This window comes from Methylotuvimicrobium sp. KM2 (assembly GCF_038051925.1).
GTDB lineage: Bacteria > Pseudomonadota > Gammaproteobacteria > Methylococcales > Methylomonadaceae > Methylotuvimicrobium.
Genome location: NZ_CP150634.1, coordinates 321,301 through 344,283, shown reverse-complemented (window position 1 = coordinate 344,283; position 22,983 = coordinate 321,301). Strand labels below are relative to the sequence as shown.

The window sequence follows — 22,983 nt, the reverse complement described above, 5'->3', positions numbered from 1 at the left end:
TGTGCGGCAATTTGAAAAGAATCACAGGGAATGATGTTGGAATGTTAGAGCTGACCCTGCTTTCTAAGAGCTGACCCTGCTTTCTAGTGCTGCTTTCTAGTGCTTTTACCCCGTTGTTGCTCAGTGTTGAGCAGCGCGAATTTTTCCGTTATTTCCCAATAATGGCTTTCACGGTACCCAAAATAGGAACGCCGACCAGCGCACAAGAAACAGCCCAATGTGCGCCCCAATAGGCGGTGACCACCGCGCCGGTAATCGATAATGCGGCGACCAACCAGCCTAAATACTGACCTCGCCTAATTGACCTGACATCATTTTCTATCAATTTTTTCTCAGAATCATGCCGATGCTGTTGTTCTATCTCCGCCATTCTCATGATCCGTTCGGCGCCATTTTGGATAATGTCGTCGAATTCCCTAAGGGTAGACGGCGGCGGCAACGGGCCTTGCCATTGCGCCGACACAATTTGATTAGAATCGTTCTGTTGTTTGTTTTGCTTTGTTGATCGAGACACGGAAATCCGCTCCTATTTTTTGCCAATCTCCGCGCAGTCTTTCAAGATCAGACATTTTATTCATAGCGTCCCCCCGTTGCTCTAAATTTATATGTCCTTGAGAGGCATAGAGCGACGTGCCGGATAGGACTTCAAAAAATGCTTTCCAGAATACTGACGCATCTTTTTTTGTGGCATACTCTTCTTGCTGCTTCATCATTATGTCTCCGCCGGTTATTAAATCGGCTGCTTATACAGCTCTTATTATCATTATAGATACTCGTTTCAAAAAATGAGTGCAACAAAAAACCTCGAAAACACTAGGTTCTAGGTTTTCGAGGTTGCTTTTGATTCGCATTCTATCACTTGAATAGATTCCGAGTAAATGCGGCCACAGCCATGCAACAGGTTCTAGATCCATAGCTTTTTTTGGAAAATAGAGGTGCCCACACCCGTAAATCTTAGGCTCAGTCCTTACATTTGACATTACCGCTTGCCATTCTCCATATAAATTCTCCCAACTTCCTTTCAGCCGACGCAGAATAAATAGGTAGAGTAGAGAACAGGATTTCACTTTCCGTAGACATGGCCTATCTGTTTCCGCCCCTTTCGTCTGGCGGTGCCTCATTAGCTTTATCATAGTTAGTTTCTCCTGTCCTCCCTCATCAAACCGTGCATGCGCTATTAACGCACACGGCTTTCCGATGTTCTTCACACCACGGCATGCGCTGTTTTCCAGCCCGCCTTTGTCGGAACCTTGTATAACCCGTATCTCGCATATAACTGCTGGCTTGGGAAACGACCGAGGCCGATCCCACGGTCTTTGACCTTGTGCCGCTTCATGAGGTGCTTTCGCAGACGTTCTTCAGCATGCGTCTTCACCTTTTCCAGTACGCCATTGGAATTGCGATAGTGAAAGTAACCCGACCAGCCGCGAAGGCTGGCGTTCATGCTTCCTATAATATCTTCCAACGGTATCGGCGTACGCTCCCGTGCGGTCAATTGCGTTATACGGTCTTTGATTTTCGCAAGCGATTTCGGTGCCGGGCAGACATGCGGATAACTTTTGCCCGACTTCAATCCCTTGCTCACCCTGATTGAAAAACCCAAGAAGTTAAAACTTTCCTCTCTGGCATCAACTATGCGGGTTTTGGTATCATTCAACTCAAGATCAAGACGATCCAGCACATGCCGTACCGCGGCCAATGGTGCATCAACTGCACCTGCACACAGCACGACAAAATCATCCGCATAACGGACGATGCGCGCCTTTAACTTCCATCGTAGCTGATGTTTCTCCCATATCCGGTCAAGTAAATGCAGGTAGCAGTTCGATAGCAACGGTGAAATGACTCCACCTTGCGGCGTGCCCTTGCTGTTTGCTTTGCCGCCGCCCATATGCTTCTTGGTGCCGTCCTTATCCTCTTCGATGACCGGTGCTTTGAGCCATAGCTTGATGACGTGCAATATCGCACCATCAACAATGCGCTCGGCAATAACGGCCAGCAGTTTGGCGTGAGGGATGCTATCGAAGTATTTCGACAGATCGGCATCAATCACTTGGGTATAGCCCTGATGTAGCGCTTCCGCTATTTCATCAACCGCGTCGTGGGCCGATTTCTTTGGCCGAAATCCGTAGGAGTTCGGGCAGAAATCCGCTTCAAATATCGGTTCAATGACGAGTTTTACCGCCATCTGGGCTACCCGGTCGCGGATCGTCGGAATGCCCAGCGGGCGCTGACTGCCGTCCGCTTTGGGAATCATGACGCGCCGTACCGGACTTGGGTGATAAGTCTTGTCTTTCAGGTCTTGAGCTAATTCCGACAAAAACTGGTCTATCCCTATCTTCTGCTCTATGTCCTCGAAGTTCACTCCGTCAACGCCGGGACTTCCTTTGTTAGCACGGACAAGGCGGTAAGCAAACATGAGGATGTCTGCCCGCCACACCTTGTCATAGAGCGCATAGAAGCGATAGGCCGGTTCTTGCTTGGCCTTGGTATAGAGCTTCCTCTGTAGTGTCCTGATTTCATCAGGGGTTATTAGCAACATGGCAATCCCCTTTTCCTCCACTCTTCGGTTACATGAACAAAGCAGGGTCCCTTCCCTCGGTCTGGGTTATGTTGTCCCTAGACTTCCATCGGTACTATGAACCCCTCCGACTCCCGTTACGGCCTATTGCGCCTTCGTTTCCTTATACGCAATAGTCGATGGCCTCCCCACCGCCGCAACGGGTCTCCAGCACTGGGCAATGAATCTTCAAGAACATGCCGACCCTGCTACCCCGGAAGTCGACGGATACCACTTCCGTTATTTCAGTATCCATCCAACGGCCTTCCCCTTCTGACCACAGGGTCGGCTCCTCCAATTCGTTTACGAGGCTACGTGTAGGTTCACTTGCGTTACGGCCTGCTCTCTTGCTGTTTGGAAACTTACGACACCGTGTTACCACGATGCCGCTTCCTCATACTACCAAGGCGTACGGACAATTCCTTGGACGGGACTTTAACCCGCTAGATTTACTGCTGTTACTGCGAACGGTCAGGTCTTGTAATTTGCGTTAAGTCTCGCTTATGCAAGGACGTATTTGCAAAATTCAAGACCTGACCCCGTTGCGTGACCTGACCCCGTTGCGCGTTGCGTGCGGGCTAGTGAAACACCGTCAGGTGAGAGAAGCGGCAACAGACAAGCCGATGTTCCGTGATGGCTGTCTGCTCTCTACTCTACCCATCTTGTTCTGCCCTAGAGTTGTGTTAAAATTTTTTTTGCCTGTCCAACACGAGGTAAATGTTATGGAGATTCAATCTCTTACTGTTTCTGAACGTATTATTCTTGCCGAAGCCCTATGGGACAGCATTGTTGCTGAAGATTCGGAAATAGAGCTCACCGAAGCACAGAAAGCGGAACTAGATTGGCGACTCGCATCGTTCGAAATTGATCAGAACGTAGGGGCTTTGTGGTCTAATGTTAAAGCTCGAATACTATCTAAGAAATGAAATACAAACTCACACTTCGGAAAGAAGCAGAGTTTGATATCGAGGAGCCATTCGAATTTTTCGAAGAGAAAAGGGATAGGCCTTGACCATGATTTTTTACTTTGCGTAGAAGAAGCCTTAGATAAACTTCAAAAGAATCCGCTCATTTACCGCAAAATTTACAAAGAACTAAGGCGCACTTCAATAACTCGGTTTCCTCTCCGTGTATTCTATTGAGTTCAAAATATCATTGTCAGGGCTGTGCTTCATGCGAAGAAAGATCCTACGTCTTGGAAAAACCGCACATAACAAACGGGCAATGGGGTTTCGAGGGCCGTAGGTGCGATTAGCATAGCGTAATCGCACGAATGTAGCCATCATTCCGCTGATTACGCGTTCGCTAATCGGAGCTACGCGGGCTCTGCGCATCGAGTGACTTAGATAAGCTGAAACAGTCTGTTTTTTCAAAATGAAATTAATTTATAGAAAACATGCGGTCATTCGAATGTTTGAACGAGGCATAACAGACCAAGACATCCGCTCTGTGTTGATTCAGAATGATATTATCGCTCACTACCCCGAGGATAAGCCTTACCCAAGTTATTTGTTATTGGGATGGATTGACCATAAACCTATTCATGTTTTAACTGCAAAAACCGAAGATGATGAAATGGTGATCATTACAGTATATAAGCCTGATCCAATGCTTTGGAATAACGACTTTAAAAAGAAACGACCATGAAATGCCCAATTTGTAAATATGGTGAGACCCTAAACGGTACAACGAGCACCACACTGGAGAGAGGTTCAACAACCTTGGTTTTCAAAAATGTACCTGCACAGATTTGTAATAATTGCGGTGAAGAATATATTGATGACGACATCACCCGATCGATTCTCGAACAAGCTGAGCAAGCTATTCGTGCCGGAGTGGAGATTGATGTACGGCAATATAGAGCGGCCTGAGTCTGCCTGCTGATGCCAACATAAAAAAGGGGTCAGGTTAAATTAATAATTAAACCTGACCCTTTTTTCAAGCCTTCTTCTCCTGCTTGACGGCATTATCTCCCCAGATCATAATCCAGTCGGAATGCGCGATTAGGCGCATTGGATTTCTTATGTGTAATACCACGCAACGGCGCCGGTCCCCGTAAGTAGGCAGGTTAAGGAATGGGACGCGCAGTGCAGAGAATAAGCGAAAAAGGGGTCGGGTTTAATTAATAATTTAGCCCGACCCCTTTTTTTGAATTTTTGGGTATAAAGAGAGTGGCATCCAGAAATTTAATTGAAGAGCAAAAAATTAACCAGGAGATAAGATGGCAAAGTGTCCAATATGTAATACTAGAAAAGGGAAGCGGAAATGCTTGATTACAGGAGACTTGATTTGTAGCCTGTGCTGTGGAAATACCAGAACAGAAGCGGCATGTTCAGAGTGTGTGTTCTATCAAAAACCAAAGCGGAATTACAATGAAGCTCCTTCTTATTCTGTTTCCGATATGGACCGCAATATGGGGCTTGAGTCTTACGGAAATTCAATAGAAGGTGCTTTATGCGCATATGACATAGAAAATGGAGGCCGATTGAGCGACGGCAATGCAATTAAAATCATTGAGTTACTTATTGATAAATACCATTTTCAAGACCAAAAAATAGATGAGGATAATCAGATAATTGTGAATGGATTTAACTACGTCGACGAAGCAATAAGACAAGACTTGAAAGATGTCGCAACCCAAGAAATTGTAAAAGTTTTAGGGGTTATCCGGTTTGTTGCGAAACGAAGAACGAAGACAGGAAGAGAATATATGACGGTCATTCATCAATATGTAGGGCAAAGAGTCGGTTCCGGTGCTCGTTTGTTGCAACGATGAATGACGCTTTCGGAAAAAAGAGGTAGGGCAGTAGGGTCAGGTCTAGAATCATAGCTTTTTTGGGAAATGGGAAGTAAAGGGGCCGGTTTTATTTTATATTTCAGCTAGGTCCTTTTTTCCAAAGCGAGGAGTTTTGAAAAGCCCGGCGCGGTTATTCCTTTCACCGAAATTTGTGAGGGGCAATCGGCTAACTGACTGTTCTACCTAGATGATTAGCAAACAATACTACCAATCTAGACCTGCTCAAATTAGTTTGGCCGACTGAATGGGCAACGGAAATGAAACCAGCGAAACAAAAAGGTACGTTGGCTGATTTTTTTTGTTTGTGAAGGCCGTAAATTGCAATTGGTAGGGCGTCAAACGGCCAAGCCGTATGTCGCCATAGGTTTTTACCAATCGCGGACGGAAGTTACCGCGCTCTAGTGCACGGCTCTGACTTCAAGGTGAACGCCACTTTGGGTTTGAAGCTGAGAGATAACAGCAAAGAGATTTCTAGCTTGTGGATTGCCTTTCCGGCTAAACATGCGCATCAAGCTTTTGGGTGGGGTATTTGTAACTTCGCCAAGTCGTTCAAAGCCAATCGTTGCGTTGATATAGTCACGTAAAACGGCCTTGCCTGTGTCCACATCCCCGGATAAAAGACATTCAATTCCTTCGCGTAGCAAAGCATCGCGAAACTCTGTGTCCCGCTCGATACGCGCTTTGACGGTATCTTTAAAACTGCGTGTTAAAGTCATTTGTCACCTCTCTGACGTTTTTTTTCGCCGCTTGTAATCGTTCCATCTAGTTTGAGCATCCTCAATGTCGCGTTGCTGCCGTTTCTTTGTGCCGCCAGCCAGCAGGATCACAAGTCGCTCGCCGTCTTGAAGGCGATAGGGTCAGGTCTAGATTCATAGCTTTTTGGGGAAATGGGAAATAAAAAGCCCAGGTTTATTTTATAATTCAACCGGCCCTCTTTTCTGCCCTAGGTTCCTTCTCCCGGGCTAGTGAGACACCGTCATACGAGAGAAGCGGCAACAGACCAGCCGATGTTCGGTGATGGCTGTCTACTCTCTTCTCTACCCATCTTGTTCTGCCCTAGAGTTGTGTTAAAATCTTTTTTGCCTGTCCAACACGAGTTAAATGTTATGGAGATTCAATCTCTTACTGTTTCTGAACGTATTATTCTTGCCGAAGCCCTATGGGACAGCATTGTTGCTGAAGATTCGGAAATAGAGCTCACAGAAGCACAGAAAGCGGAACTAGATTTGCGACTCGCATCGTTCGAAATTGATCAGGACGTAGGGTCTTCGTGGTCTAATGTTAAAGCTCGAATACTATCTAAGAAATGAAATACAAACTCACACTTCGGAAAGAAGCAGAGTTTGATATCGAGGAGCAATTCGAATTTTTCGAAGAGAAAAGGGTAGGCCTTGGCCATGATTTTTTACTTTGCGTAGAAGAAGCCTTAGATAAACTTCAAAAAAATCCGCTCATTTACCGCAAAATATACAAAGAACTAAGGCGCACTTCAATAACTCGGTTTCCTTTCCGTGTATTTTATTTAGTTCAAAATCAAAATATCATTGTCACGGCTGTGCTTCATGCGAAGAAAGATCCTACGTCTTGGAAAAACCGCGCATAACTAACGGTTAAGCGGTTTCAAGCCTTACATTTGATACCCTTTGGCTTCTATCTCGTTCTCCAGCTCAAGCTTCGGAATGCCCGCCGTCAAGCACGGCTTGGCATTTTGCCCCGGAGCGTTTCACTGCCATTAACAATTAAGCCGTCAAAGAGTCAGTAATAATCGGGGTCAGATACAAATAAATTAAAGGCAATGGGTGATCTTATTGCTTTGACCCTATTGCTTCTAGCTAGATCTTGGTGGCAAGAGAAATTTAATACTCGAACATTTCTTGTAAGCACGAACACAGTTCTTTTTGTGTCTTTGGACTCACTACCCCAAGCTTTTTAACAAGCCTTGATTTATCAACTGCCCTAATTTGATCCAGTAGGATCAGACCACTTTTTCCTTTGAACTTACATGGAACACGACAAGGAAACTCAAAACCCTTAGTCGTCATTGGAGCCATAAGCACTGTAGACAAAGCTGACATTTCATTGGGGGAAATTACAACGCAAGGGCGTGTTTTATTGATCTCTCTTCCTTTTGTGGGATTGTGGTCAACGAACCAAACTTCAAATCGCTTTATCATTACCAGTCCAACTCATCATCTTAGTCGAGAGGTAAATCCAACCATTCATTATCTAGCGACTCTTGCCCCTGAGCCAAAATTGTTTGTTCTATAGCTTCTTTCCATCCTTCTCTAACTCCATTCTCCGGAGTTATGAGGAGACCACCCTTGACCAATTGTAACTTAAGCTCTTTCCCTTCCAAATTAGCTTGTTCAATCAAAGGCTTAGGTATTCTTATGCCTTGAGAATTCCCTATTCGTATTAGCTGAGTCATTTGACTGCACTCCCATAATTTACCGAATTTAGCGTAACTATAATGTAATTACGTCGAATTTTCCATAAACTTGAGAGAATGATGGTTTTTGAGCAGCTAACGGCAAGCTTCCAGCGGCGAGCCTTTGGCGCGCCGGCTGAAAACAACGACAGAAAAAGGGCAACGGGACCTAGATTCATAGCTTTCTTGGAAATAGGAAATAAAAGAGCCGGGTTTATTTTATAATTCAACCTGCTCCTTTTTTCCAAAGCGAAGAGTTTTGAAGCGACACCTCAATAAAACACACCATAAGCATGCAAATCTGGGTCGATGCCGACGCCTGTCCTAAGGCGATCAAAGATATTTTGTTTCGGGCGGCGGAGCGCTGCCAAATAACGACGACGCTGGTGGCCAACCAAACGTTGCCGGTACCACCTTCTCGGTATATCCGCATGTTGCGGGTCAGTGGCGGTTTCGATGTGGCGGATAACGAGATCGTCCAGCGCATGGCGGCGGGCGATTTGATCGTCACCGGCGATATTCCGCTGGCGGCGGAGGCCATCGCCAAAGGCGGCTATGTCATCGATACCCGCGGCGAATCCTATAGCGGGCAAAATATCGGCGAGCGCTTAGCGATGCGCGATTTCATGGATGGTTTGCGTGCCAGCGGCATAGATACCGGTGGGCCGGCGGCATTGAGTTCCCGCGATGTTCAAAACTTTGCCAATCAATTGGATCGTTTTTTAGCAAAGCAGGGATCTTCATAGATGCGATTATGGAGTAGGTGTTGCAGGGTGTTCCGACCGAATGCACGCCGCATTTGTCCGATGATTGTCTATTCCAAAGGCACTCCTTAACCAACTACGTCGAAAGTACAAGGATCGTAGGTGGCCTTCATTCCTCCGATTATAGACATCAGTCCGTAGGACGCAGTGACTATAGGAACCGCATCGCTCGAGAACCGGTAAAGGCTAAACCATGACCGAATACCGCCGTTTTTACTATCCTGGAGCGACTTGCTTTTTCACCGTTAACTTGGCCGAACGTCATGGTAACCCATTGCTAACGGAACGCATTGATGTGTTATATGAAGCTTTTGCCTATGTGAAAAACGAGCCCCTTACAAAAGGCTATGTTCGCGTTAATATACCCATCGCAGATCAAAATTCGGCGCCGGGGTGTCCGTCAAAGGACGCCGTAAACCCAGCACCTAAATTAGCTATAATATTAAACATAGCTAAAGGGCTATGGAATTTAGGTGCTGGGTAAATACGTCCATGTAGGCTCTATGCCAGCTCCATGCTGGCAAAGCCTTTGCCGCACACCCCGGCGCCTCCTTAGGCAATGCCGAAGTTTCAAGTGCGAAAGGTATAGTTGATACTTTTGAACTGAAAGCCAACATGAAACCCAAGGATACAACTCTGAATAACTTTCTTTTTTCAATATAACGCCAATGTTTTAAAAGAGGGAGCGGTTGCTCGATTGACAGGTGCCGGCGGCAGGGCAGATTTTTGCTCCTCTGCAATTGCGTAAGTTACATGGATGTAATGAATGCAGAAAATGCAAGAGCATTTTTCTGCCCTGCATCGCCTAAAGCGCCTACTGTTGGTGCCCTAATACACGCCATCCATGGCGTAATGCAAAATCTGCATTCACCCAGGCGCCTCCTCTGCCACTGCCGAAATTTGAAGTGCGAAAGATATATTTAGGTATGATTATTCTTGTCAATCGCCTAAACCGTTATTGTATTACCTTGACGGCAAAAGTACCTGACGACATCCGCACTGTATCGTTATTATTCTGTGAATTACGAAGCATGCCGCTGAAAGAACCGTAAAGATATCCATTTTCATAGTGATTGAAAAGGACACGCCATTCATCGGAATTATTTGCCGACTGATATTGGCTATTTCCAGCCACGCCGGGCAATTGATAAATGATGTCGCCCGGCCCAAACCCAGGTCCGATCGCGGCGGGAAGCGTGTCAAGATCCACTTGGCCCGTCAATGTCAAATTACGCACGGACATGCCGGACGCTTTGAGCGCCATGATCGTGATTTGCTTGGTGACCGGACTATAAACCGCAGTGAGCGTCTTGCCGCCGACCGCATAATTTTTTCCGTCGAACTTCACTTTTAGCTGATGCTGTTTTTTCGGCTTGACCGAGCTGTTGACGACTTCGAAAAAGACCGATGAAACGCCATCCCCCGCTCGGTTACGCACGCTTACCTCATGTAGGCCGTTGGCGATTTTCGGAACCAGGACCGCGGCAAAGTCCTCTCCGAAGTCAACTACCTTGACCTTTTTTCCTCCGATGAAAACTTGAGGGCGGCGATCTCCGAAGAAATCGCCGTATACTTCAATTTCGTCCCCTATTTCGCCTTGTTCATCGGATAGCGTGATATTTTCCGGAGCGGCAATGGTAAAACCTTGCGCCGCCGTCATGACCGCGCCGCGGGCGGGTTTCACCTCGAGCGTATAGTCACCGGCCATTCCGTTCTTCAGCGAAGCGGTGATCGTTGTATCATCATTATCGATGACACGTAGCGCCACCTTTTTCGCCCGCTTACCTGCGGGATTGGACTCTATCAGCGTTACTTTCGGCTTTTTGCTGCCGAATCCGTTGCCCTCGATGACAATTTCCGCACCATGAACGGCTATCGACGGGTCGATGTCGGTGATCTCCGCCCCTGCTTCCCGTGCAAACAGCGAAAGCATGATGCTCATCAAGACCACGCCGAATGCCTTGAACAACACGCCCCGGTATTTTCTATCATTGCTCGACAACATGCCGTCGACGAACCCGTTCGGTTCGGATATTTGTGTAAATTCATACATTTTCATGAAATCATCCTAATATTAAGTATTGTAGAGTTAATCTATTGACTTGATTTAGAGCATTACCAAACGACTCGGCAACACAGCTAATACACTCATGTCGGCTTGACGGCGACGTCTCCTGCCGAAGGCGCTCGGTAATCGAGCCACCGAACCTAAACCAAACCTGCCAATTATACAGATTTACATCGGTTTCGCCCGCGATGTGCGCCGCTTTAGGACGGGTTTTCCTCAGTAGTTAACACCCCAGAAAAACTTGAGCTCCAGAAACTCGAATTTCGTCTTGCTCTTGGCTTTAAAGTGACTAAACACCATTTTCCGGGTCTTGTCTTCCGCTATCTCCAAACCAAAACGCGCGAGTCTCTGGATCAGCGCTCGATAAAAGCGCTCCGCATCTTGAAACGCACAAACAAAGTCGTCCGCATAGCGGCATAGATAAATCCGCCCACTGCAATGACTTCTTACCGTTTCTTCAAACCATTTGTCCAGCACGTTAGGGGCTATAGGGTCTAGATTCATAGCCTTTTTTGAAAATGAGAAATAAACGACGCCGGGTTTATTTTGTAATTCAATCCAATACCTTTTTCTAGCCATCTTCTCCCGCTTGACGGCATTATCTCCCCAGATCATAATCGGGTCGGAATGCGCGATTAGGCGAAGAATTGGATTTCTTATGAGTAATTCCACACAACGCCGCCGGTCCTTGCAAGTAAACAGGTAAAAGTGCGGGGCATGTAATCCCGTGCCGAGCAGAGAATGAATCATGAACATTATAAAAATGAATAAGCCTGAAGGAACCGGTCGGCGATGAACGAGGCGAAAGAAAAACCGCCCGATGACAGTTTCTCGTTGGCTCTGATCGGCAGCGGCGGGGCCGGCGTAATGACCGCCGGGCAGATCCTGCTGGATGCTGCTGCCGAGGCTGGTTATTTCGGCTTGATGACCCGTTCCACCGGTCCACAGATCCGTGGAGGCGAAGCCGCAGCGGTGCTTCGGTTGGGCGTGACGCCTGTCGGCTGCCCGGATGATCGCATTGATCTCTTAGTCGCGCTGGACTGGGGCAAGGCCGAGTACTTTTCCGACGAGCTGGCGCTGGATGCCGATAGTGTGGTTATTGCTGACTCTGCCGAAGGCGAGCCGCCCGTCTGGGTGACAGATTCAGGTGCTCGACACTACGCGGTAAGGCTTAGCGAACTTGCGCGCGAACATTCCGGCTTACGCGCCAATATCATTGCCGTGGGCATCGTCGGGGCGCTTGTCGGTCTCGACTTCGAGTGCATGAAGAATACTATTAAACGCCGGCTAACCGGAAAAGGGAGCCTGTTGCTCAATGTTATACAGACTGGCCTGCTGGCGAGTATTTCCGAGACCGAATCGCTCCAATGTGCCTGCAGGCTCGCACCGCCCCAACCTCAACCGCGTTGGCTGTTGACCGGTAACGAAGCCGTCGGCATGGGTGCGCTGCGCGGCGGGGTGCGGTTCTGTGCCGCCTATCCGATCACGCCTTCCACTGAGATTCAGGAATGGTTGGCTAGACGGCTCCCCGAGGTAGGCGGCTGCCTGGTACAGGCCGAAGACGAACTCGCCTCGATCAATATGTGCATAGGTGCCTCGTTTGGCGGGGTGCCGGCCATGACAGCCACCTCGGGTCCGGGGTTATCTCTGATGGTCGAAGCGCTGGGGCTTGCGGTGGCGACCGAGACGCCACTGGTCGTGGTTGACGTTATGCGTGGCGGACCGTCTACTGGCATTCCCACCAAGTCCGAGCAGGCCGATCTCGCCATTGCCGTTTATGGCGCGCACGGCGATGCGCCACGGCTGGTGTTGGCGCCCAACGGTATTAGCGACTGCGTGACGACCACCCAGTGGGCCGTATTCCTGGCCGAGGCGCTGCAATGCCCGGCTGTGGTGTTGAGCGACCAGTTTCTGGGGCAGTCACGCACTGCCATTAATCCGCCAAAGGATCGCGAGTGGCACGCCGAGCGGCGCAGAGCGCCGGCAGACATCGCGGATTTCCAGCGTTTCGGGGATTCCAGCGACGGTGTCTCGATGATGGGCATTCCCGGCACGCCGGGCAGCGAATACACAGCTACGGGTTTGAGCCACAAACCGTCGGCGCGCCCCTCGGCCATGCCCGCCGACCATCGCCTACAGTTGGACAAGCGCCGCCGCAAGCTCGAGCAATTCGATTATGGTGATGACTGGGCCGACATCGAGGGCGACGGCTCTCTTGGGTTGCTGACCTGGGGTTCCACCACCCAAGCGGCTCGCGAGGCCGTTGCGAGGGTTTGTGCCGATGGATCGGCGGTACGGCTCGTGTCGCTAAGGCTGATCGCCCCGCTTGATCCTGTAAGGATCGCTAGAGTTTTGGAAGGAATAGATCGCCTGTTGGTGGTCGAACAAAGCCACGGAGCGCAGTTTTTTCGCTATCTGCGGGCCGTCTGCGAGCTGCCGCCGCACACTCGCAGCCTTGCCGAGCCCGGCCCCCTGCCCTTGCGGCCGGGCCGGATCGCAGCTGCGCTTCGCGTACTAGAGATGGAGCAGGTCAAGTGAGCAAAGAACATCATGTCAAGCCCCGTGCCCTCGCGCACAAGGACTACAAGTCGAGCTACAAGCCCGTGTGGTGCGCAGGCTGCGGCGATTTCGGCGTGCTCAACGCGCTCACGAAGTCGCTCGCTGCATTGGAAATTCCCACTGAGCAGGTTGCCTTGATCTCAGGTATCGGTTGCTCATCTCGGCTTCCGGCCTATACCCGGGCCTATGGTTTCCACGGCGTGCATGGTCGTGCATTGCCTGTGGCCGCAGGGCTAGCCATCAGCCGGCCGGAGCTCACGGTCATCGCCGTAGGCGGCGACGGGGATGGTTTCTCGATCGGCGGCAACCACTTCATCCATGCTTGCCGGCGCAACGCCAATTTCAGCTATCTGGTGATGGACAACGCGGTTTACGGCATGACGAAGGGACAGGCTTCGCCGACCACTGAGAGTGACTGGACAGGTTCGAAACTGGCCCCGCAAGGCACACATCAACCGCCCTTTCAGCCGCTGGAAATGGCGCTGGCTGCCGGAGCGCCATTCATCGCGCGGGCCTTCTCTAATGCCCCCAACGAACTCGCGCAGATCATCCGCGAGGCCATCGAATTTCCCGGTTTCGCTTTTGTGCAAATATTGAGTCCGTGCGTTACTTTCCGTCCGGAACAGCTTAACTGGAAGAAACAGGTACACGAGGCTTTTACGCCGACCGCCGACAAGCGCGAGGCCTATCTTAAATTACTTGACGATGACGGCATCGGCACCGGGATTCTTTATCGTGCTCCACGGCCCTGCTTTCAGCCCGATAACTCCGTGCCTCAAAGCCTTGAAGCGATCGCGGCTAGCTTCGAAGTAGAGTGATGAAAATCACCTGTTATTTACCGATTTATCATCAATCAAAGTGTTAGCTTTCTATTGGCTATGATCTCGTTAATAGTTGAAATTAATACGACACCCATCTCGAAACTTGAAGGCTGTAGGGTATGCTGCGCGTACCATAGCGACACCACCTGACTTTAAGGTGCCTTCATGTGTTGCCTTATGCCGACGTTAGGTACGCGCAGCGCACCCTACAATTCACTTTGGATTTATAAGTGTTTCCGGTAGTGGTGGTTATTTTCAACTATTACCGCATACATAGCTTTATTTAACCCGTCCCCAACGTTTCGGTTTAGCCTAAGCCTGCTTCGGCCTCGAACGAATCGACAGTCCTTCACATTTGTAAAATTATTCGAAGCCTTATCGTCCTTCGAACAAAGCCCGTAAACGGCTCAATTGCTCTTCGCTCCAACCTTTAGGCTCGGTCAAGGCCAGCCACGCATCGATGTAATGTTTAGCGGCAAATATATGACCGAACCCCGGCGGCGTAGACCCGACAGCCATGTCGGCCGCCAATTGCAGCATCGTGACAACCGGATACCATCTTAGATGCGGCGAGACGTCCGGCCCTCTGGGAGCTTGCATCCATTCCGGCTCCCGAAAAAACGCATGGCTATCGAAAAACGTTATCGGGTCGCTGGCATATTGCAGATAAGCGATTCTAAAAGTCCCCCACGGCGTATTATCGTCATTCAACCCCGTATATTGATTCATGAATCTAACCACGGCGCCATCGCGAAAACGAGGTAGCCATACCGGAGAGTCGGGTTTCCTTTCTTGCGTCACTTTGCGCCAGGTTTCGCTACGAAATGGCGGGCCGCTCCATAATGCTCCGTTGAATGGGTCTTGAATGATGTCGTACACATCGAAAGAACGATCGGAATTTAGGGCGCCCAAGCTCAGCCCGTGTAAATACAATTTCGGTCGATGGTCGCGAGGCAAGTTCGTCCAATAAACATAAACCTTTTCGAACAAGGCCCTAGCCATTTCCGCACCGTATTCCCCCTCGGTTATCAAGGACAAGGCGCTAGGCAAATACGAATATTGCGCGGCAACCGTCGCGATGTCGCCTCGATGTAAATATTCGACGGTATCCAGTGCCGCCGGGTCTATCCAACCGGTACCCGTGGGCGTCACCAACAACAAAACCGAACGGTCGAAGGCCTTGACGCGTTTTAGCTCTTGCAAAGCCAATTCGGCTCTTTCTTCCGGCGTATCCGCCGCATTCAGCCCGATATAGATGCGCACGGGCTCAAGCACCGGCTCACCGAAAAAATCGTTCAACGCCTTCTCTGTAGGGCCTGACGACATAAATATACGACCTTGCCTTCCCAAGTCCGACCAAGCAATCAAGGAAGCTTCGCTACCGGTCTTCATCGGATCGTCGGGACGCTCCAAATCATCCTGAATCAGCGCATCTAATTGTTGATAAGAATTGTTCGTCGCGCGTAAGAACAAAGAAACAACCACGCCATCGATAACCGACCAAAACAATATCCCCGCGGCCAATATGCTTATCGCATGCGCGACATGATCGGATATGTATCGCGCCAGCTTTAGAGACAAAAATTGAAACGTACGCCGAAACAATCGAGCAAACTGTATTAATACGCCAAAAACGAGCAAAGTCATCAAGGCAATGCCATACGATGGCATTGCACCTTCCGGCTCCATACCCATCATAGACCGCAAATCGTCTTGCCATTGCGAAGCCTGCCAAAGAAAGGCGATTGCGACGATCGAACAGACGCCCGACGCGACGAGCCTAAAAATCCTGGTTGCTTCGCGACCAGGCAACGGCAATTCGACATAATCCCAAAACCATCGACCGAAAACGCCAAGCGCGTATCCCGCCGTAAAAGACAAGCCGGAAATCACCCCTTGAAACGAAAAAGGACGAGGCACTAGACTTGGTGTAAGCGAAAATGCGAAAAAAAGCGTCGCCAGCAATAAGCCCGGTATGGAAAAGCCGAAGTTCAATTTCGTAATCAATTCGTCAATCTTGCGCATAGTAAAATCTTGAGACGGAAAAAATTGTCATTTCGAAAAATTCGTCATGATCGGGATTCGATTATAAAACATGCACCTCGGCCTTCAATTCAATCTTGGTTTCAACTTTAGGAGCGCGCAAGCTTATCGTTCCCATGCTCTGTGTTGGAACGCTGCTTTAGACGCTTCGCGTCGACTGTGGAGGGTAGGCAGATTGAAAGACTTTGGGAGTCCATTCGTTTGCTTTAGATTCTTTTATCGATCCCTGGGGACGCAGAGCGTCACGGGATGCATTCCCACGCGGAGCATGGGAACGATGATAAAATTCCATAGCCCTTTGGCTATGGTAACTATCGAGCATAATTTAGGTGCCGGGTTCACGGCGTCCAGTCGGGCGAGTGACCGTACCCAGCCATCCCTCGCACTTTCATTTGCCGGGGCGATGGACAGCTCTTCATGAACGTTACTGTATAATCATGCGGTTACAATAATCACTTAATAAAAATCCGCAGCACCCTATTTGATGCGGCATTTTTGAACATGGTTAGCTAATCGACATGGCAAGAAGACGCAAGAAAAAGCACTTTTTACTCTTTACATTCATCACGTTTTTTAGAATCGGTAAAAAATATCCTCGCATTAGCGTACTGACCCTACTCCCCCTGATTGGCGGCTACAGCTATGAAGTCTTGTTGGCTAGGCCCGACATGGCATTTGAAGGCGTTCCGCAAAGCCAAGTGTGGTACCAACCGCTGACTTGGTCGAGATTATTTCGCAATGATGGATTCATGGTCGGATATTCGGACATTCGTGGCAATCCACTTTGGGTAATCTATCAAGTCACCGCGATTAAGGACAATACGCCGTCCCATAAGAGACCGCAAACATTCAGCACCGATTGGCGCAGCCTGACGCGAATCAGCCATCAAGACTATACCCGCAGCGGTTTCGACCGAGGCCACATGGCGCCTAACTATGCCATCAGCAGGCTCTATGGCAAACAAGCGCAATTGGATACGTTTTTAATGACCAACATTACCCCTCAAAGACCCAATCTAAATCAAAAAGTTTGGCAGCGATTGGAAGCCGTTGAAGTCGACTACTTTACCAAATTGCATCGACGCGTCTGGGTAATAACCGGCCCCGTATTTTCGAATCCTCTGAATCGATTGAAGAGCAGCTGGAAAGTGGAAGTACCGGAGGCTTTTTATAAAATTTACGCAGCGGAAACCGGCTCCAAAATCAAAATGTTGGCGTTCCTGGTCCCGCAAACGGTGAAAGGCAATGAGCCTCTGACAGACTTTATCGTCTCCGTGGACACTATCGAAGAACTTACCGGCTTGAACTTTTTTCATGAGTTGGACGACCCATTGGAAGATAAGTTAGAAGCAGCCATCAATCCAAAGCCCTGGAAATTAAATTCGGTCGCTCGTTTACCGTCACGCTATTAAGGATTTGGTCGTCAATATCATCATCGTAGATCAAAATTCGGCACCGAAATGGACGGAAGCTCTATACAAGCGCTTAACAAGTTTTTGAATTTACTCCTTATCCATCATGATCTTCATGGTGAAACACTTTTTCTAAGTTTAAAGTTTACTATCTCAACGATAAAAAAAGCGCTATAGTCAGACTCTCCCCATTCTGACTTCAGGAGACACTCATGACAAACACAGAAATCGATAACGACGCCGTGATCAAAGTGCTGAATAACATTCTGGAAGCGGAACTGGCGGGCGTGGTTCGTTATACGCATTATGCCTTGATGGTTGTCGGCTACAACCGAATCCCCATCGTTTCTTGGATGCGCGGTCAAGCGAATGAATCCTTACTCCATGCCAACGAAGCCGGCGAAATGATTACCCATTTAGGCGGCCATCCCTCTTTGGGAATCGGTCCGTTACTGGAAACTCACCGTCACGATATCGGAGCCATTCTCCGGGAATCGTTGGATCATGAAGCATCGGCATTGACCGAATACCATCGCTTATTGGAGTTGGTCGACGGCCGTAGTGTGCTGCTTGAAGAATATGCGCGCCGAATGATCGCCCAGGAAGAGATCCATTTGGGTGAGGTGCGAAAAATGCTCAATAAACCAGCCGAATAGTCCACTCCTTACTCTTAGTTTATTTGCATAGTAAGTATGGCAACCGGAAGTTTACCCGGGCGTGTTGAAAGCGACGCATTGGGTTCCGTTGAAGTCCCCGCCGATAAATACTGGGGCGCGCAAACGCAGCGTTCGTTGCAATATTTCGCGATCGGCGACGAACGCCTGCCCCGCCCGCTCATCCGTGCGCTCGGGATCGTCAAACGTTGTGCGGCCTTAAGCAATATCGCCCAAGGCAAGCTTGATGAAAGACTCGGCCAAGCGATAGTCGATGCGGCGCAGGAAGTCATCGACGGGGCGTTGGATGAACACTTTCCGCTCGTGATCTGGCAAACCGGATCCGGCACGCAGTCCAATATGAATGCCAATGAAGTGATCGCCAATCGGGTCAACGAACGCCTGGGCGGCGCGCTCGGTTCGAAATCGCCGGCGCATCCCAATGATCACTGCAACCTCAGCCAGTCTTCAAACGATGTGTTTCCCAGCGCGATGCATATCGCCGCGGTCGAGCAAATCCATTGCTTACTGATCCCGTCATTGCAAGGCTTACAGCAAACGCTGTATGAGAAATCCGAAGAATGGGGCGATATCATCAAGATTGGACGCACGCATCTTCAGGATGCGACACCGCTGTCATTGGGCCAGGAGTTTTCCGGTTACGCGGCACAGGTACAACTCAGCATCGAACGGCTACAGGACAGTCTCAAACGCCTATATCCTCTCGCGCAAGGCGGGACCGCAGTCGGCACGGGCTTGAACTCGAGTCCCGGTTTTGCCGAACGCTTTGCCGAAGAAGTTGCTAAATTCACCGGGTATCCATTCACATCCGCCGCCAACAAGTTCGAAGCGATGGCCGCGCACGACGCACTGGTAGAACTATCCGGCGTATTGAATTGCAGCGCGGTCAGCCTCAATAAAATTGCTAACGATATTCGCCTACTGAGTTCCGGTCCGCGCTCCGGACTTGGTGAACTGATTTTGCCGGCTAACGAGCCCGGCTCGTCGATCATGCCTGGCAAAATCAATCCGACCCAGTGCGAGGCATTGACGATGGCTTGCGCCCAGGTCATCGGCAATCACACCACAGTAACCTTGGCCGGCGCGCAAGGCCAGCTAGAGCTCAATACCTTCAAGCCGGTGATCATATATAACGTGCTGCAATCGATACGCCTCCTCGGCGATGCCACGCATAGTTTTACCGAACATTGCGTGGCGGGCATCAACCCGAATAGCAAACGGATAGCCGAACTGATGGAACAATCGCTGATGCTGGTCACCGCACTGGTTCCGCTGATCGGCTACGATAAGGCCGCCCAAATTGCCAAAACGGCTTTACAAAACGGCACGACGCTTCGCGAAGAGGCCATTGCCGGCGGCCTGGTGAGTGCCGAACAATTCGACGCCATCGTCCGGCCGGAGCGGATGATCATGCCGAAATGAGCCATCCGGTTTAATAACGATAACAAGCGGGAGAAAAACCATGCACGTAAGCCATGAACAAGCAGAGAAAGCGATTGCCGCTGCCATCGCAGAGGCCAACAAAATCGGCACGCAAATGTGTATCGCCGTGGTCGACTCAGGAGCTGACCTGAAAGCGTTCACCCGAATGAACGGCGCCTGGGTCGGCAGCATCGACATTGCCATCAAGAAAGCCAAGACCGCCTGCTTCTTCGGCATGAACACCGGACAAATCGGCCAGCTATCGCAACCGGGCGGGCCGCTATTCGGAATCGAACACTCCAACGACGGTTTGATCACCTTTCCCGGCGGCGTCCCGATTGTCGATGAGGATGGTGTATTGATCGGCGCGATCGGCGTCAGCGGCAGTTCGGTGGAGAACGATCATCAGGTTGCCAAAGCCGGCGTCGATGTGATCGGCCTCGCCGATTTACCGTCGCATCCTTGGCGAACCTGAAACCCATCGATCGTAAAAAAAATTACAGCAGAGCATTCCATGCCTAACGAACCAAAACTCTTTGACGACACGCCGCAGTGGGTTTGCCTCGAATGCGGTTACAACATGATCGGCGAAATGCCTGATGTATGTCCGTTTTGCGGAGCCCGGCATGATCATTTTCTGCCGTGGGACGAGGCCGAAAAAACTTATCGAGTGACCTCACGACCGGTCAACGACTGCGTCGACCAAATGCTTTCGGTGCCGAAATTGGGCCTGGAACATGCGGCCTATCGAATCGAAACCGAGCAAGGCGCGATTTGGATCGATTCGCCGTCGGCTTTCAATCGGGACTTGGCGCCGGTGCAAGCCATCTTGTTCACGCATCATCATTTCATGGGCGCGTCGAATCAATACCGAAAGCTCTGGAATGCCGAAGTGCGCATGCACGACTTGGACGCGCGGCATCCGTTGGCGGCCTCGTTCGATGTCGATCTGCGCTTTACCGGCGACTCTATCGCCTACGGCATCGAAGCCTTCCATACCGGCGGACACACGCCCGGATTCACTTTTTATATTTACCGTGACGTACTGTTCATCTGCGACTATGTCTTTTTGACCGATGCGGGGATGCGTTTCAATCCGTTCGGGCCCGAGCAGGAAACTCTACTGCGCGCGCGCCGCATTTTTGAAGTCGTCGAAACCAGAAAGTTAGAAACGGTCTGCGGCTATAACTCTGTGATGAAATTTGCCGAATGGTTACCTCGATTCGAAAAGCTTGCTAACAGTTCGTAAATGAGAGTATTGATAAAGAATCCCGAAAGAGCGCGAATCTGTTGCCGGTAATTTTTGATAAAGGTACACGATGCAGACGAAGAATGCGGCCGATACATGCCGTGAAATTAAAAATAGCGATCGACGAGATGGACTAATCCGTAATTACTGTGAAAGTTCGTAGATATAGACCCTTTATCTAATTTTTCGATATACGGCGCTCGACAGAGCAAATGCCGGTTCCGGAGAGGGTGCGGTTGCTCGACCGACAGGCGTCGGCGGCAGGGAAATCCGCCGTCGAGCCTACATGGATGTATTCACGGCGTCCTGTCGGGCGAGTGACCGTACCCTCCCCACCAGAGAACTTTCATTTGCCGGGGCGATGGCTAGACCTTCATGGACGTTACTGTGAAAGTTCGCAGATTCTACTCCCTTTTGATCGAAAAACCGTCTAAGAATAAAAGGTATGGGATGTGTCCATCGAGGACCGCCATGAATCTTCGTTCCTACGCTCTGCGCTCATCGTTATCCACAAATATCGGCAAACTTGCTAAACAGAGGTCGTCGTATACCTGGAAACGGTACTGTTTGATAAATCTGCGAATATTGCACATCAGTGGCTTCGAAATCGGGATCTGGGTATCGCGCTCCCAAGGAGCATCCAGTTCCCTTGTGAGAGCGACGCCTTGTGCGTCCGCGTTCAGCGCTTCCCACCGAGCAACGAGCCCATGATGCCGCGCACGATCTGGCGGCCGAGCTGCGAGCCGATGGTTCTCGCGGTGCTCTTGATCAACGCTTCGCCGACGCTTTGCCGATTCGATGTGCCGGTCCGTCTCGTTGTCGACGCCTTGAGATCGCGCGCGGCCTGCGCCTGAAATGCCTGCTGTTCGGCTTTGTGCTTCAGCATTTCGTAGGCCGATTCGCGGTCGACCATCTGATCATAGCGTCCCTTGAAAGGGGAACGGCCGATCAATTCATCGCGCTGCTCCTGAGACAGCGGTCCTATTTTCGACTCGGGCGGCCGGATCAACGTACGCTCGACCGGGGTCGGGCTGCCGTCCTTGTTCAGCACCGAAACCAGCGCTTCGCCGGTCTTCAGCTCTTGCAACACGGTTTCGGTATCGAAGCCAGGATTGGCTCTGAACGTTTGCGCGACACTTTTCAGTACCTTGCGATCGGCCGGCGTAAATGCTCGTAGCGCATGCTGGATTTTCAGCCCCATCTGACCGAGTATCGGCGCAGGAACATCCAAGGGACTTTGACTAATGAAATAGACGCCGACGCCTTTCGAACGGATCAACCGGACGATCTGCTCGATCTTGTCGAGCAAGGCCTTCGGCGCCTGATTGAACAACAAATGCGCCTCGTCGAAAAACAAAACCAGTTTCGGGCGATCACTGTCGCCGACTTCGGGCAGGGTTTCGAACAGTTCCGACAGCATCCACAGCAGAAAGGTCGCGTAAAGACGCGGCGATTTCGTCGTCAACTCGGTCGCGTCGAGAATGCTAATCACACCGTTGCCGGAAAAATCGGTCCTGCGAAAATCATCGAGCTCGACCGCAGGTTCGGCAAAGAAATGTTCTGCGCCTTGTTCCTCGAGCACCAACAGCCGTCGCTGTATCGCACCGATGCTTGCCGATGTGATGTTCCCGTATTGTTTGGACAGTGCCGCTGAGTTTTCGCCCATCCAATTCAACATCGCGCGCAAATCTTTAAGGTCCAGCAATAACAACCCTTCGTCGTCGGCGATTTTAAAGCCGCTATAAATCACGCCGGTTTGCGTGTCGTTCAATTCCAACAGATTACTGAGCAGCAAAGGGCCTAAATCGGACATCGTCGTGCGCACCGGATGCCCGTTTCGGCCGAACAAATCCCAAAAGACCGAAGGATTTCCACGAAATTGGAAGTCGGCGATACCGATTCCCGTCACGCGTTCGGAAATTTTTTCGTGCGATTGCCCTGCCGTCGCGATTCCCGACAAGTCTCCTTTGATATCGGCCAAGAATACCGGAACGCCCAATCTCGAAAAGCCTTCCGCCAAAACTTGCAGGGTTACGGTCTTGCCCGTCCCAGTTGCCCCGGAAATGACGCCGTGACGATTCGCCATCGCGGCATCCATCAAGAGCTGGCCGTTGGCCGTTCCTCCGATCAACACTGTTTTCATTGTAAACTCCTTAACCGACTCAAGTTGCGGTCATGCTACCACA

The 22,983-nt window shown here is 50.2% G+C and carries 25 protein-coding genes; 15 read left to right on the top strand and 10 right to left on the bottom strand.

The genetic code is table 11. The annotated features are described in order from the left end of the window. Window positions 1-148: 148 nt before the first annotated feature. From WJM45_RS01560 to ltrA, 3 genes are all read right to left on the bottom strand, one after another. Window positions 149-514 carry a DUF2335 domain-containing protein gene (locus WJM45_RS01560; protein ID WP_341327251.1) on the bottom strand — a complete coding sequence of 122 codons (366 nt, stop codon included), beginning with the start codon at window positions 512-514 and terminating at the stop codon, window positions 149-151. Next, window positions 471-713, bottom strand: a complete 243-nt coding sequence (locus WJM45_RS01555) for a hypothetical protein (RefSeq protein ID WP_341327250.1) — start codon at window positions 711-713, stop codon at window positions 471-473. Before WJM45_RS01555 ends, WJM45_RS01560 begins: the two co-directional genes overlap by 44 nt. A gap of 491 nt (window positions 714-1,204) precedes the next feature. Then, window positions 1,205-2,542, bottom strand: a complete 1,338-nt coding sequence (ltrA, locus tag WJM45_RS01550) for a group II intron reverse transcriptase/maturase (protein WP_341325821.1) — start codon at window positions 2,540-2,542, stop codon at window positions 1,205-1,207. Between the two features lie 521 nt (window positions 2,543-3,063). Between ltrA and WJM45_RS01545 the strand changes: the two genes are divergently transcribed. The 4 genes from WJM45_RS01545 to WJM45_RS01530 all read left to right on the top strand — a co-directional run bounded on the left by WJM45_RS01545 (window position 3,064) and on the right by WJM45_RS01530 (window position 5,336). Continuing rightward, a complete protein-coding gene (locus WJM45_RS01545) occupies window positions 3,064-3,486 on the top strand; it encodes an addiction module protein (RefSeq protein ID WP_341327249.1) in 423 nt (140 codons plus the stop codon). A gap of 448 nt (window positions 3,487-3,934) precedes the next feature. Beyond that, entirely contained in the window at window positions 3,935-4,207 is a 273-nt protein-coding gene (locus WJM45_RS01540; RefSeq protein ID WP_341327248.1) for a DUF4258 domain-containing protein, read from the top strand. Next, on the top strand, window positions 4,204-4,431 hold the full coding sequence (locus WJM45_RS01535; protein ID WP_341327247.1) for a type II toxin-antitoxin system MqsA family antitoxin: 228 nt from the start codon (window positions 4,204-4,206) through the stop codon (window positions 4,429-4,431). The genes WJM45_RS01540 and WJM45_RS01535 overlap by 4 nt, the downstream gene beginning before the upstream one ends. 398 nt (window positions 4,432-4,829) lie before the next feature. Next, a complete protein-coding gene (locus WJM45_RS01530) occupies window positions 4,830-5,336 on the top strand; it encodes a hypothetical protein (protein WP_341327246.1) in 507 nt (168 codons plus the stop codon). A gap of 419 nt (window positions 5,337-5,755) precedes the next feature. Here the strand turns inward: WJM45_RS01530 and WJM45_RS01525 are convergent, their stop codons facing one another. Further along, the gene (locus WJM45_RS01525) at window positions 5,756-6,073 is read right to left on the bottom strand and encodes a transcriptional regulator (RefSeq protein ID WP_341327245.1); all 318 of its coding nucleotides are present in this window, start codon (window positions 6,071-6,073) and stop codon (window positions 5,756-5,758) included. A 390-nt stretch (window positions 6,074-6,463) separates the two neighbouring features. Here WJM45_RS01525 and WJM45_RS01520 point away from each other — a divergent pair, with 390 nt between their 5' ends. Together WJM45_RS01520 and WJM45_RS01515 are read left to right on the top strand one after the other, a co-directional pair. Then, the gene (locus WJM45_RS01520; RefSeq protein WP_341327244.1) at window positions 6,464-6,667 is read left to right on the top strand and encodes an addiction module protein; all 204 of its coding nucleotides are present in this window, start codon (window positions 6,464-6,466) and stop codon (window positions 6,665-6,667) included. Next, a complete protein-coding gene (locus WJM45_RS01515) occupies window positions 6,664-6,960 on the top strand; it encodes a type II toxin-antitoxin system RelE/ParE family toxin (protein WP_341327243.1) in 297 nt (98 codons plus the stop codon). The genes WJM45_RS01520 and WJM45_RS01515 overlap by 4 nt, the downstream gene beginning before the upstream one ends. 253 nt (window positions 6,961-7,213) lie before the next feature. Here the strand turns inward: WJM45_RS01515 and WJM45_RS01510 are convergent, their stop codons facing one another. Together WJM45_RS01510 and WJM45_RS01505 are read right to left on the bottom strand one after the other, a co-directional pair. Further along, entirely contained in the window at window positions 7,214-7,531 is a 318-nt protein-coding gene (locus tag WJM45_RS01510; RefSeq protein WP_341327242.1) for a type II toxin-antitoxin system PemK/MazF family toxin, read from the bottom strand. A gap of 20 nt (window positions 7,532-7,551) precedes the next feature. Next, the gene (locus WJM45_RS01505; RefSeq protein WP_341327241.1) at window positions 7,552-7,785 is read right to left on the bottom strand and encodes an AbrB/MazE/SpoVT family DNA-binding domain-containing protein; all 234 of its coding nucleotides are present in this window, start codon (window positions 7,783-7,785) and stop codon (window positions 7,552-7,554) included. A gap of 293 nt (window positions 7,786-8,078) precedes the next feature. Here WJM45_RS01505 and WJM45_RS01500 point away from each other — a divergent pair, with 293 nt between their 5' ends. Both WJM45_RS01500 and WJM45_RS01495 read left to right on the top strand, forming a co-directional pair. Then, complete coding sequence (locus WJM45_RS01500; protein WP_341327240.1) at window positions 8,079-8,531, top strand: YaiI/YqxD family protein; 453 nt, start codon at window positions 8,079-8,081, stop codon at window positions 8,529-8,531. Between the two features lie 211 nt (window positions 8,532-8,742). Beyond that, window positions 8,743-9,033, top strand: coding sequence for a hypothetical protein (locus tag WJM45_RS01495; protein ID WP_341327239.1), 291 nt, complete (start codon window positions 8,743-8,745; stop codon window positions 9,031-9,033). A gap of 471 nt (window positions 9,034-9,504) precedes the next feature. Here the strand turns inward: WJM45_RS01495 and WJM45_RS01490 are convergent, their stop codons facing one another. Next, window positions 9,505-10,608, bottom strand: coding sequence for an IPT/TIG domain-containing protein (locus WJM45_RS01490; protein ID WP_341327238.1), 1,104 nt, complete (start codon window positions 10,606-10,608; stop codon window positions 9,505-9,507). Between the two features lie 225 nt (window positions 10,609-10,833). After that, window positions 10,834-11,367 carry a hypothetical protein gene (locus tag WJM45_RS01485; RefSeq protein WP_341327237.1) on the bottom strand — a complete coding sequence of 178 codons (534 nt, stop codon included), beginning with the start codon at window positions 11,365-11,367 and terminating at the stop codon, window positions 10,834-10,836. A gap of 42 nt (window positions 11,368-11,409) precedes the next feature. On the opposite strand from WJM45_RS01485, the gene WJM45_RS01480 reads away from it, so the two are divergent. Together WJM45_RS01480 and WJM45_RS01475 are read left to right on the top strand one after the other, a co-directional pair. Further along, the gene (locus WJM45_RS01480; protein ID WP_341327236.1) at window positions 11,410-13,155 is read left to right on the top strand and encodes a 2-oxoacid:acceptor oxidoreductase subunit alpha; all 1,746 of its coding nucleotides are present in this window, start codon (window positions 11,410-11,412) and stop codon (window positions 13,153-13,155) included. Continuing rightward, complete coding sequence (locus WJM45_RS01475) at window positions 13,152-13,994, top strand: 2-oxoacid:ferredoxin oxidoreductase subunit beta (RefSeq protein ID WP_341327235.1); 843 nt, start codon at window positions 13,152-13,154, stop codon at window positions 13,992-13,994. The genes WJM45_RS01480 and WJM45_RS01475 overlap by 4 nt, the downstream gene beginning before the upstream one ends. A 378-nt stretch (window positions 13,995-14,372) precedes the next feature. On the opposite strand, the gene WJM45_RS01470 is transcribed toward WJM45_RS01475, so the two are convergent. Then, entirely contained in the window at window positions 14,373-16,022 is a 1,650-nt protein-coding gene (locus WJM45_RS01470) for an alpha/beta-hydrolase family protein (protein WP_341327234.1), read from the bottom strand. A 536-nt stretch (window positions 16,023-16,558) separates the two neighbouring features. On the opposite strand from WJM45_RS01470, the gene WJM45_RS01465 reads away from it, so the two are divergent. The 5 genes from WJM45_RS01465 (at window position 16,559) to WJM45_RS01445 (ending at window position 20,797) form a co-directional block, all read left to right on the top strand. Continuing rightward, window positions 16,559-17,452, top strand: a complete 894-nt coding sequence (locus WJM45_RS01465) for a DNA/RNA non-specific endonuclease (RefSeq protein ID WP_341327233.1) — start codon at window positions 16,559-16,561, stop codon at window positions 17,450-17,452. A 212-nt stretch (window positions 17,453-17,664) separates the two neighbouring features. Beyond that, window positions 17,665-18,108, top strand: a complete 444-nt coding sequence (locus WJM45_RS01460; protein WP_341327232.1) for a ferritin-like domain-containing protein — start codon at window positions 17,665-17,667, stop codon at window positions 18,106-18,108. A 36-nt stretch (window positions 18,109-18,144) separates the two neighbouring features. Continuing rightward, complete coding sequence (gene fumC / locus WJM45_RS01455) at window positions 18,145-19,548, top strand: class II fumarate hydratase (RefSeq protein WP_341327231.1); 1,404 nt, start codon at window positions 18,145-18,147, stop codon at window positions 19,546-19,548. 40 nt (window positions 19,549-19,588) lie between these two features. Further along, window positions 19,589-20,023, top strand: coding sequence for a heme-binding protein (locus WJM45_RS01450; protein WP_341327230.1), 435 nt, complete (start codon window positions 19,589-19,591; stop codon window positions 20,021-20,023). Between the two features lie 39 nt (window positions 20,024-20,062). Beyond that, window positions 20,063-20,797, top strand: a complete 735-nt coding sequence (locus tag WJM45_RS01445) for a rubredoxin-like domain-containing protein (protein WP_341327229.1) — start codon at window positions 20,063-20,065, stop codon at window positions 20,795-20,797. Between the two features lie 679 nt (window positions 20,798-21,476). On the opposite strand, the gene WJM45_RS01440 is transcribed toward WJM45_RS01445, so the two are convergent. Continuing rightward, window positions 21,477-22,940 carry a helicase HerA-like domain-containing protein gene (locus tag WJM45_RS01440; RefSeq protein ID WP_341327228.1) on the bottom strand — a complete coding sequence of 488 codons (1,464 nt, stop codon included), beginning with the start codon at window positions 22,938-22,940 and terminating at the stop codon, window positions 21,477-21,479. Window positions 22,941-22,983 lie beyond the last annotated feature (43 nt).

What these genes read in the sequence shown, in the direction of transcription:
- WJM45_RS01540 (WP_341327248.1), top strand. Translation starts at nt 3,935, where the DNA reads ATGAAATTAATTTATAGAAAACATGCGGTCATTCGAATGTTTGAACGA.
- WJM45_RS01485 (WP_341327237.1), bottom strand. Translation starts at nt 11,367, where the DNA reads ATGATTCATTCTCTGCTCGGCACGGGATTACATGCCCCGCACTTTTAC.
- fumC (WP_341327231.1), top strand. Translation starts at nt 18,145, where the DNA reads ATGGCAACCGGAAGTTTACCCGGGCGTGTTGAAAGCGACGCATTGGGT.
- WJM45_RS01510 (WP_341327242.1), bottom strand. Translation starts at nt 7,531, where the DNA reads ATGATAAAGCGATTTGAAGTTTGGTTCGTTGACCACAATCCCACAAAA.
- ltrA (WP_341325821.1), bottom strand. Translation starts at nt 2,542, where the DNA reads ATGTTGCTAATAACCCCTGATGAAATCAGGACACTACAGAGGAAGCTC.
- WJM45_RS01480 (WP_341327236.1), top strand. Translation starts at nt 11,410, where the DNA reads ATGAACGAGGCGAAAGAAAAACCGCCCGATGACAGTTTCTCGTTGGCT.
- WJM45_RS01505 (WP_341327241.1), bottom strand. Translation starts at nt 7,785, where the DNA reads ATGACTCAGCTAATACGAATAGGGAATTCTCAAGGCATAAGAATACCT.
- WJM45_RS01465 (WP_341327233.1), top strand. Translation starts at nt 16,559, where the DNA reads ATGGCAAGAAGACGCAAGAAAAAGCACTTTTTACTCTTTACATTCATC.
- WJM45_RS01450 (WP_341327230.1), top strand. Translation starts at nt 19,589, where the DNA reads ATGCACGTAAGCCATGAACAAGCAGAGAAAGCGATTGCCGCTGCCATC.
- WJM45_RS01500 (WP_341327240.1), top strand. Translation starts at nt 8,079, where the DNA reads ATGCAAATCTGGGTCGATGCCGACGCCTGTCCTAAGGCGATCAAAGAT.
- WJM45_RS01555 (WP_341327250.1), bottom strand. Translation starts at nt 713, where the DNA reads ATGATGAAGCAGCAAGAAGAGTATGCCACAAAAAAAGATGCGTCAGTA.
- WJM45_RS01515 (WP_341327243.1), top strand. Translation starts at nt 6,664, where the DNA reads ATGAAATACAAACTCACACTTCGGAAAGAAGCAGAGTTTGATATCGAG.
- WJM45_RS01490 (WP_341327238.1), bottom strand. Translation starts at nt 10,608, where the DNA reads ATGAAAATGTATGAATTTACACAAATATCCGAACCGAACGGGTTCGTC.
- WJM45_RS01525 (WP_341327245.1), bottom strand. Translation starts at nt 6,073, where the DNA reads ATGACTTTAACACGCAGTTTTAAAGATACCGTCAAAGCGCGTATCGAG.
- WJM45_RS01445 (WP_341327229.1), top strand. Translation starts at nt 20,063, where the DNA reads ATGCCTAACGAACCAAAACTCTTTGACGACACGCCGCAGTGGGTTTGC.
- WJM45_RS01460 (WP_341327232.1), top strand. Translation starts at nt 17,665, where the DNA reads ATGACAAACACAGAAATCGATAACGACGCCGTGATCAAAGTGCTGAAT.
- WJM45_RS01545 (WP_341327249.1), top strand. Translation starts at nt 3,064, where the DNA reads ATGCAAGGACGTATTTGCAAAATTCAAGACCTGACCCCGTTGCGTGAC.
- WJM45_RS01520 (WP_341327244.1), top strand. Translation starts at nt 6,464, where the DNA reads ATGGAGATTCAATCTCTTACTGTTTCTGAACGTATTATTCTTGCCGAA.
- WJM45_RS01440 (WP_341327228.1), bottom strand. Translation starts at nt 22,940, where the DNA reads ATGAAAACAGTGTTGATCGGAGGAACGGCCAACGGCCAGCTCTTGATG.
- WJM45_RS01470 (WP_341327234.1), bottom strand. Translation starts at nt 16,022, where the DNA reads ATGCGCAAGATTGACGAATTGATTACGAAATTGAACTTCGGCTTTTCC.
- WJM45_RS01495 (WP_341327239.1), top strand. Translation starts at nt 8,743, where the DNA reads ATGACCGAATACCGCCGTTTTTACTATCCTGGAGCGACTTGCTTTTTC.
- WJM45_RS01535 (WP_341327247.1), top strand. Translation starts at nt 4,204, where the DNA reads ATGAAATGCCCAATTTGTAAATATGGTGAGACCCTAAACGGTACAACG.